This window comes from Vibrio gelatinilyticus (assembly GCF_022836845.1).
Classification (GTDB): Bacteria; Pseudomonadota; Gammaproteobacteria; order Enterobacterales; family Vibrionaceae; genus Vibrio; species Vibrio gelatinilyticus.
The window spans coordinates 1-224 of record NZ_JAJNNZ010000065.1 but is presented as its reverse complement, the minus strand read 5'-3'; the positions used below and the strand labels follow the sequence as shown (position 1 = coordinate 224).

General features: G+C 54.0%; 1 protein-coding gene. It reads left to right on the top strand.

Annotated features, from left to right (window positions below; all coding sequences use genetic code 11):
* Positions 1-224: VCBS domain-containing protein (locus LNL84_RS19700; protein ID WP_244359565.1), on the top strand; the 224-nt coding region annotated here is incomplete at both ends.

The following is a 224-nucleotide window of genomic DNA, read 5'->3' as shown; positions in this document are numbered from 1 at the left end:
GCGTTACCGAAGACACGGTGATTACGGGCGTAGTGAGTGCTTCGGATGTCGACTTAGGTGACGGTGCTGAATTGGTGTTTAGCACCGAATCCACCGCAGAAGGCCTAACGTTCAATGCCGATGGCAGCTATGAATTTGACGCTTCGTCCTACGACAGCTTAGGCAAAGGTGAAAAGCTGGTACTGGAGATCCCCGTGACCGTCACCGATGAGCACGACGCAGCT